Origin of the sequence: Deinococcus sp. QL22 (assembly GCF_023370075.1) — a bacterium.
Taxonomy (GTDB): domain Bacteria; phylum Deinococcota; class Deinococci; order Deinococcales; family Deinococcaceae; genus Deinococcus.
This window is the reverse complement of record NZ_CP097157.1, coordinates 96,971-111,900: the sequence shown is the minus strand read 5'-3', so window position 1 is coordinate 111,900 and position 14,930 is coordinate 96,971. Positions and strand designations below refer to the sequence as shown.

19 protein-coding genes and 1 pseudogene are annotated in these 14,930 nt (G+C 58.7%); 13 read left to right on the top strand and 7 right to left on the bottom strand.

Annotation, left to right across the window (positions count from 1 at the left end):
• Position 1 precedes the first annotated feature (1 nt).
• Positions 2–361, bottom strand: coding sequence for a hypothetical protein (locus M1R55_RS30770; RefSeq protein ID WP_249396714.1), 360 nt, complete (start codon positions 359–361; stop codon positions 2–4).
• Positions 362–393: 32 nt separating this feature from the next.
• Here M1R55_RS30770 and M1R55_RS30765 point away from each other — a divergent pair.
• The 8 genes and pseudogenes from M1R55_RS30765 to M1R55_RS30730 all read left to right on the top strand — a co-directional run.
• Positions 394–684, top strand: a pseudogene (locus M1R55_RS30765) (ParA family protein); the annotation flags it as partial.
• Between the two features lie 1,005 nt (positions 685–1,689).
• Positions 1,690–1,986 carry a PadR family transcriptional regulator gene (locus M1R55_RS30760; protein WP_249396713.1) on the top strand — a complete coding sequence of 99 codons (297 nt, stop codon included), beginning with the start codon at positions 1,690–1,692 and terminating at the stop codon, positions 1,984–1,986.
• Complete coding sequence (locus M1R55_RS30755) at positions 1,979–2,731, top strand: hypothetical protein (protein WP_249396712.1); 753 nt, start codon at positions 1,979–1,981, stop codon at positions 2,729–2,731. Before M1R55_RS30760 ends, M1R55_RS30755 begins: the two co-directional genes overlap by 8 nt.
• A 375-nt stretch (positions 2,732–3,106) precedes the next feature.
• Entirely contained in the window at positions 3,107–4,576 is a 1,470-nt protein-coding gene (locus tag M1R55_RS30750) for a hypothetical protein (protein WP_249396711.1), read from the top strand.
• 501 nt (positions 4,577–5,077) lie between these two features.
• Entirely contained in the window at positions 5,078–5,599 is a 522-nt protein-coding gene (locus tag M1R55_RS30745) for a helix-turn-helix domain-containing protein (protein ID WP_249396710.1), read from the top strand.
• Positions 5,584–6,105 carry an IS630 family transposase gene (locus M1R55_RS30740; protein WP_371827356.1) on the top strand — a complete coding sequence of 174 codons (522 nt, stop codon included), beginning with the start codon at positions 5,584–5,586 and terminating at the stop codon, positions 6,103–6,105. Before M1R55_RS30745 ends, M1R55_RS30740 begins: the two co-directional genes overlap by 16 nt.
• 135 nt (positions 6,106–6,240) lie before the next feature.
• Positions 6,241–6,471, top strand: coding sequence for a hypothetical protein (locus M1R55_RS30735; RefSeq protein WP_249396708.1), 231 nt, complete (start codon positions 6,241–6,243; stop codon positions 6,469–6,471).
• Between the two features lie 139 nt (positions 6,472–6,610).
• Positions 6,611–7,321: an IS6 family transposase gene (locus tag M1R55_RS30730; protein WP_249396707.1), complete on the top strand. Its 711-nt coding sequence runs from the start codon at positions 6,611–6,613 to the stop codon at positions 7,319–7,321.
• Positions 7,322–7,418: 97 nt separating this feature from the next.
• Here M1R55_RS30730 and M1R55_RS30725 read toward each other — a convergent pair whose 3' ends face one another.
• The 4 genes from M1R55_RS30725 to M1R55_RS30715 all read right to left on the bottom strand — a co-directional run bounded on the left by M1R55_RS30725 (position 7,419) and on the right by M1R55_RS30715 (position 10,034).
• Positions 7,419–8,441, bottom strand: coding sequence for a DUF4034 domain-containing protein (locus tag M1R55_RS30725; RefSeq protein WP_256566086.1), 1,023 nt, complete (start codon positions 8,439–8,441; stop codon positions 7,419–7,421).
• A 362-nt stretch (positions 8,442–8,803) separates the two neighbouring features.
• A complete protein-coding gene (locus tag M1R55_RS31965; RefSeq protein ID WP_256566085.1) occupies positions 8,804–9,040 on the bottom strand; it encodes a Uma2 family endonuclease in 237 nt (78 codons plus the stop codon).
• 56 nt (positions 9,041–9,096) lie between these two features.
• Positions 9,097–9,381, bottom strand: a complete 285-nt coding sequence (locus M1R55_RS31960) for a Uma2 family endonuclease (RefSeq protein WP_256566084.1) — start codon at positions 9,379–9,381, stop codon at positions 9,097–9,099.
• 260 nt (positions 9,382–9,641) lie between these two features.
• A complete protein-coding gene (locus M1R55_RS30715) occupies positions 9,642–10,034 on the bottom strand; it encodes a VOC family protein (protein WP_249396705.1) in 393 nt (130 codons plus the stop codon).
• Between the two features lie 76 nt (positions 10,035–10,110).
• Here M1R55_RS30715 and M1R55_RS30710 point away from each other — a divergent pair, with 76 nt between their 5' ends.
• The 4 genes from M1R55_RS30710 (at position 10,111) to M1R55_RS30700 (ending at position 12,941) form a co-directional block, all read left to right on the top strand.
• On the top strand, positions 10,111–10,995 hold the full coding sequence (locus M1R55_RS30710; protein WP_249396704.1) for a LysR family transcriptional regulator: 885 nt from the start codon (positions 10,111–10,113) through the stop codon (positions 10,993–10,995).
• Between the two features lie 260 nt (positions 10,996–11,255).
• Positions 11,256–11,690, top strand: coding sequence for a hypothetical protein (locus M1R55_RS30705; protein WP_249396703.1), 435 nt, complete (start codon positions 11,256–11,258; stop codon positions 11,688–11,690).
• Positions 11,691–11,834: 144 nt separating this feature from the next.
• Entirely contained in the window at positions 11,835–11,963 is a 129-nt protein-coding gene (locus M1R55_RS31955) for a hypothetical protein (RefSeq protein ID WP_256566083.1), read from the top strand.
• Between the two features lie 183 nt (positions 11,964–12,146).
• The gene (locus M1R55_RS30700) at positions 12,147–12,941 is read left to right on the top strand and encodes an aminoglycoside N(3)-acetyltransferase (protein ID WP_249396702.1); all 795 of its coding nucleotides are present in this window, start codon (positions 12,147–12,149) and stop codon (positions 12,939–12,941) included.
• Positions 12,942–13,186: 245 nt separating this feature from the next.
• Here the strand turns inward: M1R55_RS30700 and M1R55_RS30695 are convergent, their stop codons facing one another.
• Positions 13,187–13,435, bottom strand: coding sequence for a hypothetical protein (locus M1R55_RS30695; protein WP_249396701.1), 249 nt, complete (start codon positions 13,433–13,435; stop codon positions 13,187–13,189).
• Between M1R55_RS30695 and M1R55_RS30690 the strand changes: the two genes are divergently transcribed.
• Positions 13,409–13,897, top strand: a complete 489-nt coding sequence (locus M1R55_RS30690; RefSeq protein WP_249396700.1) for a hypothetical protein — start codon at positions 13,409–13,411, stop codon at positions 13,895–13,897. The genes M1R55_RS30695 and M1R55_RS30690 overlap by 27 nt on opposite strands.
• Positions 13,898–13,948: 51 nt before the next feature.
• Here the strand turns inward: M1R55_RS30690 and M1R55_RS30685 are convergent, their stop codons facing one another.
• A complete protein-coding gene (locus M1R55_RS30685; protein WP_249396699.1) occupies positions 13,949–14,233 on the bottom strand; it encodes a hypothetical protein in 285 nt (94 codons plus the stop codon).
• Positions 14,234–14,930: the final 697 nt, after the last annotated feature.

Below are 14,930 nucleotides of genomic sequence, written 5' to 3'. Positions count from 1 at the left end.
GTTAGAACGGCAGGCTGTCTCCCTCCCGCATCACCCGCATGCCCTCGGAATCGCGCACCGCGAGAACGGGGGCTTTGCGCGTCATGGGGCACACGGGCAAGGTTTCCATCCGCATGCGGGTCAGCAGATAATCCAGGCCTTCCAGGGCGGCGGCCTCACCGTCATTCTCTAGGGCTTCTCTGGAGACGTACACGGTGCCTGCCCGTGCAGAGCGTCCAGTGCCGTCACGTTGGCGGGCCATGAACACTAGTGCTTCGGGGTCTGGGCTGGTATGGCTGCTCACCTGCATGGCGAAGGCCTCTGCCTGCCACAGCTGAGCCATCACCTTTTGCCCCACGACGTGCATCTCGGCCTCGGTCATGAGGCCACCCTAGCGCGGTATGCTCGCGCCAGATGCCTTTCAAAACCTTGACCTTCTTCAATCATGCGGGCGGGGGCGGCAAAACCAGCCTGACCCGCGACGTGGGGGCCGAACTCGCGGCTGCCGGGGCGCGGGTGCTCCTGATCGACCTCGATCCTCAGGCCAACCTGACGGGCTGGCTGGGGGTGAGTGGCGTACAGGTTCAGGGCACGGCCTACCCGGTGGCGGTGGAAGGCGCCGACCTGCCTGATCCGGTGCGGGTGCATGGGCTGGATCTGATTCCCTCGCATGTGGATCTGGCGCTGGCCGAGTCGCAGATGCTCGTTGTGGTCTCGTAGGGAGAACACGAAAGGAGGGCGCATACGTCCTCTCAGCTTGCCATAGCTTCAGCAAGCAACGCCCTGATCAACCTGACACACCTTTGTTGACGCTCCACTAATTGTACTTCGGGGAAATTCAGGGGCCACTGAATAAAGGTGTGCAGCACGAGCAATATCGGCACTGTGATCGAAATCGCTGGCACGGACTCGCCGAAAAAACTCATTCATCTACTATGCAAGCAACAACAGCCTTAAGCGTTCACATCGTTGGTCAGTCGCACAGACTATAGACACGAGTCAAGTCAGGCGCTGGTATTCTGCCACGCGCCTCATTTCTGTACGTTACGCTCAGCAGCTGCCCGAACATGCTGCAGTCTGGGCGATCAGCACCAACAGAGGAAAGGGGAACAGGAGCGTGCCTGTTCCCCTCTGCCTTAGTCCTCCCAGTGCCGCTTGCGAGGCCGATCACGGTATTTCTCAGCCCGGCACAGCCCACACGAACAGACGGTGTTGTTCTTGCTGGCCTGTCCGCGAGCGACGTAGACCCAACCCCAAGCGGCATTAGGAGGCGCTTCCCCCACATAGGCGTACCGCAGTCTGCGGCGAATGATGCGCTGGCGATGATGACGAATGTGCTCCTGTGAATGGCGGTTACGAATGGCTTCACCCCGCGCGTCGCGGGTGAATGTGGACGGGTCAGACCCCGGTGAGGGGGCCGTTCAAGCTGCCCGCCCGCGACGCGTGGAGCGCCGCTCGGTCATGAACTGAGCCATAGGTGCAGGATACGCCGAAACCCAGGCAGGCGGGTTACAACTTCCTGCCGAAAATGCACAGCCCATTACTATCCGGCAACTCTGGAAATGCTGTGCTCAGCGTCTTTTACCGTGAGAATCGTCTGAACCCAGCGGCCAGATCAATAGCCGTAGCGCGTGAGCAGGCGCCTTAGCATGCTCAAAGGTGAGCTCTACCCCCTATCATTGTTTTCTAGAATGCCCTACCATTGTTACCATGCGACCAACGAACAACATCCTTAAAGTGCTTGCCATCCTGTCGCGAACCCCTGACGCCAACCACTACCCCCTACAGCTCAGCAAAGAAGCCAAAGTGAACATCGGCACGGTGTACGCCCTTTTGGATCGACTGGAACAGGGCAAATATGTCTCCAGCGCTTTGGAGGACATTGATCCCAAGCAAGCTGGTCGGCCCCAGCGCCGCTACTATCACATCTCGAAAGAAGGCCGAGCCTACTTGAACGAGCACGTCGGCGAACTGCGCCAAATGTTTTCTGAGGTTGCCTATGCGTGAAGCGTTGCTCGCTCTGTTTTTTGCTGTTGTCGGCGGTTACATCGTGGAGTTGCTCAAGGAGTCCAGCGACAAGATTGCGTATGGATGGTTGAGGCTGTTGGGAGCGCTTGTTCCTTGGGACATCAAAGAAAAATATGTCGCTCCATGGCTTGGAGAAGCCATGGATATGGAAGAGAGCAAGGTGGCCAAATTTGGCTACGCTCTGCAGGTCACCGGGGGGCTGTGCAAGATCTTGGTGCAACGTGAAATAGCTCTTGCACAGCCCATTGCTACTGCCATGCTTGTTCTGCCGATAGCGCTGTGTTTCTGGCCTAGCTTCACCTTATTTCTGCTAACTCCTTGCATAGGCTTCGGCTTTCTTATCTTTGTGAGTTCACTTGGACGATCTCTGGGTAATGACCGTCGCTACATGAAAAGGTTGATTCTGCCCTTCCTTCTCTATGGGGTGGTTATCGGAGTCTGTGTCCTTGGCGGTGAAGCACTTTGGGCGAATGATTTGTTGCGCGTTATTGGTGCCCCTGGCCTATTTGTCCTCGGTCTGCTCGCCCGCCAACGTGGCCTTTTTATAATCGAGGTTTATTTGGGAAGGCTACAAATTTGGCGATGGGCCAGAGAGCTTCGGCAACGTCGTCAGGTGCTCAGAACACTTCAGGAAGAAATAGAGCAGCTGCAGCAGGAGAATCTTTTTCTGCAGCAAGAGACTATCCGCCTGCAGCAGAAGAACAGCCAGCTGGGTCGCCCGTAAACCAAAAAACCCCCGCCTGCCAGCCGAAGCTGGGGCGGGGGCCTTTTGCCGGAGTCGTCCGGTGTTCTCTGGGTGTCTGAACCCTGCCGTCCAGCTCAGTCTGGCGAAGACCGGTCAGGTTTACCCCCCTCCTCCCCCCCCAACACGCCACCCGGTCTGTAAGGTTTGGGTCAGAATCGCGGCTGCACCCTATGTGACGAAGATGAAGTTTGTGAGTCAAGCCCTCATGAGCCTCGTCCCGTTGTGACGCGAGGACGTCTGCCGCCGTATCCGGGCACCTGGCACAGACCGAGCAAGTGGTGCGCCCACCGCAACTCCCCTTTGGCCTCTCGCCACCGTTCAATTCAGCTCTAAAAGAGCTGAACAGGAGTTTCTGTGCGTACAACCCCCACTGCGTTCGCGTTCATGTCCCTCGCCCTCATCCTCGCCAGCTGCGGCGGCACCAACACCCTTGGCACCCCCGGCGTCACCACCCCAGGAGCCACCGCTCCCCTGGTCAAGGTCGACGTTGCCGCCCTCGGTGGTCTGCGCGCCCAAGGCCTGACTGGCGACGCTGGGCCGTTGTTCTTCAACGTGAACGTCCGTGACAGCCAGAACCAGCTCGTGGCCTTCAACGGCACCACCTTCGACCCCACGGGCACGGGCACCAAGACCCTGACCCTGAACCTCAGCAATGCCTTCCACCAGACCCTGCTGCTGCCCGCCGGCACCTACTCCTTCGAAACCGCCGCCAAGGATGCCGCGACCGGCAGCACCCTGCTCGCCTACGGTCCCGCTGCCGAGAACACCGCCACGATTCAGGGCGACGGCGCGGTCGTGCGTCTGACCTTCCATGCAGTGTTCGACAAAGCCAGCAGCAGCCTGGACTTCAGCACCAACACGCCCCTGCTGTTTACCAACAGCACCTTCAATCTCAAGCTGTCCCCCAAGATTGCCCCCGTGAGCGGCCTGAGTGCGACCGTGCCCACCACCGACATCGGCAACGTGACCTACACCCTGGGCAACCCCACCGACGCCGTGCTGAACAATGCCGGCAGCAAGATCGGTGTAAACCTCACCGCGCGCGGCACCGCCCAGGACAGCACCCTGAATGTCACGGCCAGCTTCAATGCCTGGACGCAGGTCCCCGGCACCGACACCGCCGTCTACGGCCCGACCACGCTGGACTTCAGCAAGGCCGTCCAGACCAACGCCCTGGTGGCCGACATGGTCATGCCCACCTTGACGGTCAATGCCATCAACAATGCAGCAGTCGGCGTCTCCAGCCGGTTAAGCGGCGCGGCAACGGATGACGTCATGGTGAATGAACTCCGGATCTATGACGATGGCGCTCTGGTCGCCAGCAACGGCGCCAGTGACAATGTCACGGCGATCAACATGGACGCGAGCGGCAACTGGAACACCACCTGGGTGCCCACCACGGCAGGCAACCATGACCTGAGCGTCATCGTCTCGGACGGCTCGGGCAACGAAACCCGCACCGATCAGACCGTCGTGACCGCGTCCACCCCTACCGTTGACTACGACGTGCTGCTGAATTACTCGGCAACCAGCTACTTTATCAATCCAGAAGTCACTATCCCCGCGAACGGCGAACTGTGGGTCAAGATCAACACCGAGGGGTACACCGGAAACACCTTTAACGAGGTGTACCACTTTGGCCCCACGACCTTCACCGCGACCTTTGGAACCAGCCGGACAGATCAGCGAAGCTTCCAGAACAGCTACAACAACACCGACTTTTATGATTTCAACCTGCTTGTCCCGAACGGCGCGATCTACATCCATCTGAAGAACAGCAGCCCGGACCCTCTTCGCGTGAACGTGTGGAGCCAACCGTACTGACCCCTGCTTCCAGGCCACTGGATCAAGGCCCCTGCCTGCCAGCCAAAGCTGGGGCGGGGGCCTTTCACTAGGGTCCGTATGCCAAGGGTAGAACCCAAGGGCAGTGAAGTATCTTTTTAGCCTGTGGCGCGAAGAATTCACGGATAAGCAGTGGAAACGCCTGAACCCCTCTTTGGTCTGGGACGCTTTTATTTAGAGCACCCCCCCCACCGTCAGTGCATCTTCAGGGTGCTGAGAACGGGCTGACTTGATCTTAGCCCTACAGTGGCACCATGCCGATCATTGACGTCGTACGTGATTGCCCCAATCTGACTGCGCGCATCTGGACCAAGCAGCGGCCAATGGACTTTTACCTGGGAGCTGCGTCAGCTGTCGATGCCGTTGATGCCACTCCCGGGTATCACTGGCCGCCCTATGAAGCAGCTGTTTCGCTGCACTACATCAAGGGCATGCCCCGGTACGGGTTGTTAAGTACAACGCATTTAGCATGTAGAGTTAAGCATGGCCCGTCCTGCTCGCCGCATCGAGATTTCTGAAGCTGCTGATGCGCTGCTTCGGGATCTGGAGACCAGTCCTTATACTCACCCGAAGGTTCGCCTGCGGGCGAGCATCCTCCGGCTGCATCGACAGGGCTGGAGCATTCCCCAACTCTCCGCGCATTTTGGCCGGAACCATCAGGCTATCCACCATGATTTCACCCGTTTCGAGGAGCGTGGCATTCCAGGATTGGCCGACGAGTGTCCACCCGGACAGCCTTCGAAAGTCACACCCGAGATGGAGCAGTTTCTCCACGAGAAACTTCGAGAGCAGCGCTTCTGGAACGCTCCACTGCTGTGCGAGGGCCTCGCACAGCAGTTCGGGGTCGTGATTCGACCTCGTGCGCTGGCCAATCATCTGCAACGCCTGGGATACAGCTGGAAACGCGCCCGATATTCACCCGCTCAGACACTTGACCCTGAAATCGTTGCACCACATCAAGCCTCCTTGGAGACTCTAAAAAGGGGGCACTGGACGGCAAGCTGACCCTGAAATATCTCGACCAGACCGGACTTTCTCTGATGTTGTCGGTGGGAGCGACGTGGTTTAAGCGGGGCTCTGGGCAACAGTTTGAGATCCCCACTCGGTGGGGATCGTCTGGAAGGATCAACCTCATCGGCACCTACAGCTTGCATACCTGCGAAGAAGTGCTGGAGGTTCGCGAACTGCAAGGCAGCTGCACTGGGGAGCAGGTGATCGCCTATTTGAACACCTTGGCCTCCGGCTGTGACCCACAGCAGCTCACGGTTGTCGTCTTGGACAACGCGCCCTTTCACAAGGGCGCGAAGCTCAGGGAACAACAAGCCTCTTGGGAACGGCAGGGACTGTTCCTTCGATACCTTCCCCCGTATGCGCCCTTTCTCAATCTGATTGAGGGGGTGTGGCGAAAGTTGAAGGGGATTCTGATGCCGCGGCGTTGTTACAACTCCGTGACTGAACTCCGGGCCGCACTCGTGACTGCGCTGAAGATTCTTGGAGCAAAGTTTATCTAGATGTTAAATGCGGTGTACTTAGGTGCCACATTTACCCCGGATCAATCTGGCTTGTTCAGAGTCCGCCTTCCTGAATGTCACCCCTGGGACAAGCTCGAGGGAAATGATATTCCACAACAGCGCCTTGGGTTGCCTATGGACTACCACGCGGCCGTCCTGCGCGGAGTGACGGGACAGGCGAATCAAACGCAGCCCCTGCCCTCCGGTAGCTTCGTGCTGGACATCGCCGCCCACGATGAGGTGTATTCAGCCCCAGTCGTGTTTCTGAGGGTGGCGCACGCTCTCTTCAGCGTATTTAAGCTCAGGGGCGCGCTCAACCGCGCGGACATCGAGCTTGATCTGGTTCCCCGAACTGGAACGCTATAACTGTCATCGACAGGTCGTTCTGGTGGTCTGACGCAACACCTTCAATACAGAGAAGCAATGGCGAACCCTATGAGGCGTGGTACATAAGCAGAGGGGTGCTGGCAACTTAAGGCCGGTAGGGCCGGTAGGATGGTGAGCTGTGACTGACCGGAAGCCCTATCGTCATCGTTTTCCCCTCAGCGTCATCTGCTACGCCCTGCGGCTGTGTCACCGTTTTCCCCTCAGCCAGCGCGACGTGCAGGAACTGCTCCATGAGCGCGGCATCCAGGTGAGCCACGAGACCCTCCGGCAGTGGAACATCCCTTTTGCGCCGCTCCTGACCGAAGAACTGCGCCATCGAGAACCCCGCCGGGGTTCTCGATGGCCTCTGGACGAGCTCTGCGTCAAGGTCGGTGGGGTGAAGCACTGGTTGTGGCGGGCGGTCGACGAACGTGGCGACGTGCTGGACATCCTTCTTCAGGAATCCCGAGATACTGAGGCTGCCAAATCTTTTTTCGTGCGCTTGTTGGAGCCATACGACGTGCCGGAGGTCATTCATACCGACAAGTTGTGGAGCTGTGGGGCAGCTCTGTGGGAGCTTCCTGTGCTCCACACTGTGGAACACCTTCAGGTGGTCTCCACCGCCCACTGCAACAACCTCGTGGAACAGTCGCATCGACAAACACGGCAACAGGAACGCAGCCAGCTCGGCTTCAAACGACGGCGGCGCACGCAGGAATTCCTAGCGCTGCCTGCCCGAGTCTCGAACCTTCACCGCCCGACCCGAACGACCATCCCCGCTGCCCTCAGACGAAGCAACTACACCGCAGCTCTTCTCCTCTGGCAAGAGGCGATGCAGCAGGCAGCTTGATTCTCAAGCTGCCTGCTACGCTACGCTAGCCCTGCTCAGGTTAAGTTGCCAGAACCCCCACGTGAGTTCTTCAGCAGGATGCTCTCTACCTCATCCATCACCGCACAAACAGAAGGATGAAGGCCCGGATGCGCCAAATCCACAGCGGCAGCTCCACGGACAAGAGGTCTGTGGCGTAGGCTTCACCCCAGTCGGCCGCTTCGCGCAGACGCGCGAACTCAGGAGCGGCTGGAGCCCAGCTTTCCAGCCGAGCGGAAGCGTGAGACGCTTGGAGATGCAGGTCGTGCGGTGCCAGTTCCAGCGCCCGGCTGAGTCCTTTCACTCGTCGGAGTGGGGCGGAGCTGTCCGCAAGCGCCAGCAGGGCGTACGGCGTTTCGACAAGAGCAAGGGAAGCTTGAGCCGTGCGTTTGGCCGCTTTGGCATCCTTGGCAAAATGCAGTTGCCAATGGGCCAGTTGCGTGAGCTGCCGGGCGTTGAGTTCGTGCCGTTCCTCTTCACTGAGAGAGTCGTGTTCGGGCCGGTTGAGAAACTCCAGCTGTTGCTGCTCGCTGCCGCCCCATTCGGTGCGCAGGTTGCGCAGCATCGCCAACCGAACCAGCATGGAGTTCGGCGTCTTCTGTATCGCCTCCACATACAGCTGCCAGGCGCGGTTGCCCATCTGCATTTCAATGAACATCAAGGAGATGAGGGCGAGCGACGCCTTGGGATCAAGCGCTACAGCGTGCCGGAGCTGCGCTTGAGCGGCCATCATGGCGCCGACCATGCGCTCGACGTTCTCTTCGGGAATATCGACAGCACGGCGCATAGTGCGCAGTTTCAGGGCTTGCCCAAACAGGTGAACGCCCAATGCCGCCTGTGCCGGATAGAAGCTCGGTGCTCCCGCGGCCCACTCCCGCAGGGGCACGGTCAGCTCCTCCCGGTAGTTCAGGGCCCCGTCGTAGGCACGTTCCAGCTGACGTTCACTGATCAGTCCTTGCGCCTCAGCGGTGTGCAGTTGTGCGAAGCGCTCAGTGAGGGCGCTGAATTCCCGGTTTAAGAGCAACTGACGGAGCTCCTCCCGGGACGGTACAGCAAGCGGAGCAAGGTGGGGGAGAAGGGGAGCAGGTTGGTGGCGCGTCATGGTGTCCTTCTAGGGTAGGGCATCCACTGTGCCAGTCCACGAAGAAATGGCAGCGGAATGAAAAAATGATCTCATTCAAAAATGTGCAAACAGGAGTGTAGATCTTCTCAGATTCAACTTGCGGGCCATTTCAAAGCTTTGGAGGTTGTCCTGGGTCTGGCACCCAACTGCTGATGGAGAGCGACTGGAACCCGCTCCAGTTCCACACCAGATCAACCTCATCTGATGAGGTGAGCGGCGGCACGCCGAGGTTTGGTGGGTTGCCGGGAGCAATGGGCTGACTTGCGTGTGCTGAGCATCAACCTTTAGAGCTGTGCTCCACATGGAAGAGGTCAGGCGTTCTTGTGCTGGGTTGAACCCGTTCATACAGGAACATCGCCGTAAATGTCATCGAGGCTTAGCTTGCGGCTCATGCAGGCCATGTCCACGCTGCCCGTATTCGCCAGCTCTGCCAGCGTCCATTCCTCGCCCCGCCAGGAATAGGCGTACACCCGCCGCTCCTGCTGCTCCACGATCAGGTAGGTCTGAAGGCTGGGCAGGGCGGTGTAGGCGGCATATTTGCCCAAACGGTCATTCTGCGCCGTACTCTTTGATAGCACTTCGACCAGCAGAAGGGTTGGGTTTTATGGGTGGCTGTCGGGTTCCTAGAACCAAGTTACACAGCCATCACGTCGGGGTAAGAGAAGGTATTGCTGCTTTCGATCCTCAGTTTCATCTCGCTCTGGTACAGGCGACACCCCTTGGTTTTGGTGGGGCCGTGCAGCGTGGCGTAGATGTTGCCGCAGATTTCGGCGTGGGCCTGACTGGTTCCGGCCTGTACGTTGCCCACGCCATGCAGCGGGTACACATCACCGCCCACGTACTCGCGCTTCACTGGGGTGCACTCCTCGGTGCGCAGGTACTTGTCCACGCTCATGGCTTTCAGGGTGAAGACGCTCATACCTCCAAGGTATGCGGTGAGGCGGCACTGGATGAAGCCATCTGATCGATCCAGCATGGACGTCCCCACGGGCTTGTTCCGGCGCACAATACGCGCCTGGTTTGCCCCTTTGTCGAGCAACTAAGGGCCACCACTGTGGGCGAGGTGCGCCGAGACACGGCATCCTGTATCTGCCAGGGCAACGTTGGGCACAACGGCTGAGAGCGCCAGCCTGAACGAACAAGGTCAAGATGTCCTTTCCGCAGTTGGATCTGTTGGCGTTATTGGTCGGTAAAGAGTGTCACCTGCAGGCCATCCGGACTCAGCACCCGGGCATTCAGAGAATTCCAGGGGGTTTGTGTGACCGGGTTCGTCAGCACGCCACCGACCTGCTGAGCCAGCGCCGCTGCCGCCCCGCTATCGGGCAGACCCAGAGCCAGCCGCAGATTACCGGACACCCGCCGCCCCACCTCGATCTCGTCAATCCGCTCCGCGTGATTCTCATCCACGATCTCCAGCGTGGCCCGACCTGCTTCTAGAATAATGACGCGGCCTTCGGATGACTCCCAAGCGCCCAAGGCCCGCGTGCCGAGCAGCGCCTGGTAGAAGGCTTTGCTGCGTTCGTAGTCACGGGTGGTAATGACTAGTCGGAGTTCGTGTACGGTGTTGTCCATCGCTCTAGTGTGGATGTCCCACCACCGGAAGTCTCATGCTTTTCGAGCCGAGATCTATGCCTACAATGCATGGATCATGCTGGAACTTCGCCATCTGCGGGCCTTTGTGATGCTTGCGGAAGAGCTGAACTTCACCCGAGCCGCCGCACGGCTGTACATGACCCAGCCCGCCCTCAGCCATCAGCTTCAGCGCCTAGAGGGCGAGTTGGGCGTGACCTTGTTCCAGCGAACCAGCCGCCGCGTCACACTGACCCCGGAGGGCGAGCGTCTCCTAGAGTTGACCCGCACCGTGCTCACCACCCTCGATGAGGGACTTCAGGCATTGCGCCGGGACAGCGTGCCTCAGGTTCTGCGCGTGGGCTTCGCGGATTACGTCGGTCAGACGGATATTCCGGCTCACCTTGGGCAGCTGATTCAAGCGATGCCGGGGTTGAAGCTTCAGCAGATCGAGGGCACCACCCTGGAACAACTCCATGGCTTGACGACCGACAGTCTGGATGTAGGGTTTTTTGTCGCACCACAGGTTCGTTGCCCCGGCATCCAGCAGCGGCGGCTCTGGATGGAGGAGTTCTGGCTCGCCCTGCCGGTGGGGCATCCCCTGGCTTCATTGGATCGGGTTCCCTTCCAGGCTCTGCAGGGTCAGCCCCTCCTGCTCAACTCGCGGGAGAGTAACCCAGACCTATATGACTACTGGCAAGGCGTGTTCACCCAAACAGGCGTTCAACCCCGAGAGGTCATCAACACTGGCGCGCGGATGTACTCGTTTGCGGGCGTGATGCACCTCGTCGCTGAGCAGGAGGGCCTGTTTTTGATCGTCCGTTCCCTGACGGCTCTCGCTCATCCTGGGGTCACGTTCCGGCCTGTGCATGATCCGTGTCCAGCCCTGCCCTTCCGCATGGCCTGGCGTCAGAGTCTCCCAGCAGTGGTGCAAGCGCAATTGCGTCTGATCTTCACGGAATGAGGGCCATAACCAGGGGTTAGCTACCGATGTGTCTGAGTGGCTTAGTACGGTGGAGGTGAAAGAACCTTGCTGTCCAAAGAGCGGAACCGACCTTGAAGATCGGGTCAGAGCGTTGAATCACAATACTTTTCCAGATCCTGCTGAACCGCATTTCCGCTTTGCTGCGAGCTCTTCAACAAACACTGCGATATCAAGCATAAGCCCAAATTTTTAATTAAATGACCTCTTCCTTCTTTTTAAGTGAACTGATACAACACCTTATGGCTTATCTCAAACTCAGTGAACAGGTTCAAAAACTCAGCAATCTTCAACGCAGTGACGCCTTTGTTAAGCAGTTTCAGATTGCTGTGCGTGAGGGCAAGATCGAAGCGGTCAAGCTTCCGGGGGCCCGCTTCGAACTGCCCAAACAGTTCAAGCGGCGAAGCGGAGACGGTGAGACCTACAACAAATTGGCCAGAGACATGCTGTTTGAAGTGACGCCTGAATTTCAGGCCTGGTTTGAGAAAATAGACGCGCAACTGAGAGAAGGCCGGGCTTTTTCCCCCCGCGTCTCCCTCGAAAGCATTGAATCTGGAGCCGTGGACTTTAAGGCGTTGGCCGCCCACACCCGTCAGCAGCTGGAAGCCAGCTTTCTCAAGGGCCAGAAATTAGGCAGCGCGAACAGGAAAGCCAAAGCTCGTTCTAGGAAAAAATAAGTTCTCCCGTGCGCCCCGGCTCAGTGCTGGGGTTTCCTGTTCCTCTCACCACCAATTCTCCCCAGAAGTGCCTCAAGTCTGGAGCGGTTTACAAAGGTAAAATAGAGGTTTAAAAGACGTTCTTACGTGGAGGGAACAGGCAGCGTGCACCACGGCACATCCTGCACTTGGCGCTTGGAGTGGCTGTATACACTTGTAGACAACGACGCGCACCTCGGGCACGGCACGGATGTTCGAGTGCTGGCCAACGTGAACTCCAGAGACGCTTCCTGAAGCCTGGTGCTGACAACCTGAAGAGTAAGCTCGGCTGGGAGTAGCCGGTCCAGAACTGCTTGAAGATCGCTCATCCATTGACCTATCACGTGGCCAGTGGCCTGCACCGGGAGTGCGGAAGAGCCTTAGAAGCGAGGTATCCCCAATCAACTGCTCCCTGTTCTGCATTACCTTACAACCAGCATGTCTGAAGTCGACGCCATTGCTCTTGCTGATCTTCCACGAACCCGGGAAAGTCTGGCAGCTGACCTCCGCACACTGGGAGTTCAAACTGGAGACACCCTACTCGTCCATGCCAGCCTGAGCGCACTTGGCTGGGTGGTTGGTGGTCCCGTTGCGGTCATCCAAGCCCTCCAAGACGTGCTGACGTTCGAAGGAACCCTGGTGATGCCCGCACACAGTGGGAGCCTTACGGACCCAAAAGATTGGAACCAGCCCCCTGTTCCTGAATCTTGGCACTCCATCATCCGCGCAAACATGCCTGCCTTTGACCCGGCACGCACCCCCACACGGAGCATGGGACAAATCGCAGAAAGCTTCCGAAGTTGGCCGGATGTCCTCCGCAGTCACCACCCGCACTCGTCCTTCGCTGCTTGGGGTCAGAAAGCCTGCGATGTCACAGCGGATCACCACCTGCCGTTCTCGCTGGGGGAAAGTTCACCACTCGCTCGGCTGTACGATTTGGATGCGCGGGTATTGCTCCTGGGCACCGAGAAGAATACGAGTCTGCATCTTGCTGAGATCAGGACAGGGAGGCGAGGGACCGTCACACAGGGCGCACCCATCCTCTTGAACGGTGAACAGCAGTGGGTAACGTTTGAGGATTTGGACTACGACGAAGAGACGTTCCCACCCGTCAAACTGGCTTTTGAAACCAATGGGGGCATCAGGAAGGGGCAAGTAGGGTCTGCGACAGCACGGCTGATGCGACAGCGGGAGCTGGTGGACTTTGCTATTGAGTTCTGGCGACAGTTCTGAGGAGCAAAACGCGTGCTTAGCCTGGGAGAATCTCCTCACAGGTTGCAGGAATGAGGCGACCTAGCTTGGCAAGGTAAGTGCGTCGTAAAGCAAGGGGCTGAATTCTGAAGAGGCATCGTAAGAGAAAGAGGTAGTCCGTAACCGCAGTACCTACAGGGGTGAGCTGGCCTCGATCTAGTGTCATTGAAGTTACGCCACGGTGTGAATGCTGAGCTGCTCAACTTCTAAACGATCCAGGGGACGCGTCATCGATGGTTGACCAGATTGATCTGTGCGGCGGGCACGGGCGTCAGGTTGAGCTGCCGCAGGTCACCCACCTTCATGGCATAAACCATCAAGCCCGTCTTCTTCTGCTGAGTCCACTTCAGGAGCGTCTTTAGGTCACCGGTCAATTCGACCGGCAGCGACGAACAGTCACACGGGAGTTCCAGCTGACCGTTCTGCAGGGCCTGCACCACCAGCTCGACTTGGCCGCTCGAAGTGCCGACCAACACATACACACCTGCCTGGGCATTGACCGTCAGTTTCGTATTCTCATCTCTTCACTGGCGGGCGGCGGCAAGGGCCTGCTGTGGCCGCGCCTAGACCACCGCTCTATAGAAACCCTCGTACGAACCATGAACCTGGTCAGTCCGGTCGACGCCGATGCCCTGCGCCAGAATCTACGCTTGCCGGAGGGCTGGATCGGCCTGGAGGTCAAGCAGCAAACTCCGCCGCAGGCAGAGTTGGACCGGGCACGCGCCGAAGCTGACCAACACTACCGCCGAACCTTCTCGGATGCCGGTATTGCCCGGCGCCGCTTGCTGCAGGGCCGCGATCTCGACGACGAACTGATCACCTCTCAGGGTTGTGTTGCCTTCATTCGAGGCCGGGTATGGGGAGGCAGGGAGGGGTGGCCTGAATCTCAGGCCACCCCTGCCGCGACCGTTGACCAGGTCTCGAATGCTTGTCTCTGATTATTTCGTCTGGTTTGGGCGGAAACGCTGGTGCGGCAATGAGGGTGGAAGTTAGTCGTGCCCTTGCGTACGCTCTGCAAGGGCGAGGTCCGCCACTTCAACCGCTTCGATAAAGTAAGACAGGCCGTCACCGTGCAGGTGTGGCAGGACCTTCACGATCGCATCGCGCATCCTGGCCAGTTCAAACACTACGAACGCATCCCCGCCTCTCTGGAGCTTCTCCAATTGCGCCACCAGATCAGCATCCAAGAGCACGGGGTCAACAGTTCCAACGATCGACGAGCGTGAGGGGTATGGGCGCTCTCGCCACTGTTTGAAAGCCATCTCCCAAGACATTCCTGCAGTCTAGCGATGACCCCTGGCCAACACGCCCCAGCACCTCGCAGGTTTCTCTCTGTTCCAACACCTCTTCAAGATGCGGCCCGCCAGTTCAGCGTCCACACGCACCTGCGTCCTGGCTGGGGTGCGTGGACGCCGTGGTGCTTGAGCCAATGCCGGAACCAGGCGCGGCGGTAGTCCTCGAGGTCGGTGAACGCTCCAGGCTGAGGCCGTTCCTCACCCCCCGAGAGAGGGCGGGAACGGGCCACCAGCTTTTTCGCACTTACCTTCCGTGGTGGACTTCAGCCAAAGTCAATACGGCTGCCTCATCGGCAAACCCAATCCAATCATGGGTTCTGCGGTTCGGATGTCTTCGCCTTTCACTTTGCACGTATAGGGAGCAGTCACGGACACGCTTCCGTCGTCTCGCCGAGACTCAATCGTGCCGGTCAGAACCCAATTCGCAGGATCTGTCTGGTGGGCGGGTTCAGTGACTTGTAAGTCGAAGTTTCCGACCGCACCGCGAAGAAGCTTGTTGGCTGCAATGATCGCAGTGGCCTCGCAGAGCCTCGTAATGGAAGAAGCATCTGGGCGGTTGATCCCATTGCGACACCCACTGATGAAACTTGCGCTGACCAGCAGAAGGATTCCCCCTCTACGGGTAGAAATTACTGAAGGTGTCTTGAGCGTCTCGGATGTCATGTCCGATAGGACA